The following is a 587-nucleotide window of genomic DNA, read 5'->3' as shown; positions in this document are numbered from 1 at the left end:
TTGTACGACATGGCGCGCCGGTTCTTGAATGTGCTCTCCGACGAGGGCTATGCCACCATGATCACCCCACCCGCCCGCAAACATGTCACCGTCTACGAGACCGGCGAATCGATCGTCATCGACACCACCCCCGCGGCGGCAACGCACAACTTGCCCGAATTCAAACCCGCCGAGTTCATCACCAGCAACGACACCCTGTACGGGCTGTCGATGACCGGACCCGACTCCGCCGCAGCCCTCACCGCCGCACTCGTCGGTCAAATCCTCGAATCCGCGCTGGCGTCCGCGCGTGCACGCCCCGACGGCCGCCTCGCCGTGCCGCTGCTGGCGGTGCTCGACGAAGCAGCCAACTGCGCACTCATCGACGCCTTGCCCAACTACTACACCTACGCCGCCGGATGCGGCGTCATCCTCTTGACCATCGTGCAGGTCCTCGAACAAGCCGAAGACCTGTGGGGCGCAAACGGACTCACCGTCATCCGCGCGCAATCGATCGAAATCTACGGCGGCAACATCGCCACTCCCACCTACCTCGAGCAATGGGCGCGCCTGGTCGACGACCACGACGTCGCCGACCACTCCCGCTC

1 protein-coding gene is annotated in these 587 nt (G+C 64.9%); it reads left to right on the top strand.

Going from position 1 to position 587, the window contains the following annotated elements:
* Window positions 1-30: 30 nt before the first annotated feature.
* A partial coding sequence (locus tag A5780_RS31455; RefSeq protein WP_231983161.1) for a TraM recognition domain-containing protein occupies window positions 31-587 on the top strand: 557 nt, incomplete at its 3' end.

This window comes from Nocardia sp. 852002-20019_SCH5090214 (assembly GCF_001665865.1).
Taxonomy (GTDB): domain Bacteria; phylum Actinomycetota; class Actinomycetes; order Mycobacteriales; family Mycobacteriaceae; genus Nocardia; species Nocardia nova.
Note: the sequence above shows the minus strand (reverse complement) of the source record. Positions and strands in the feature narration are given on the sequence as shown.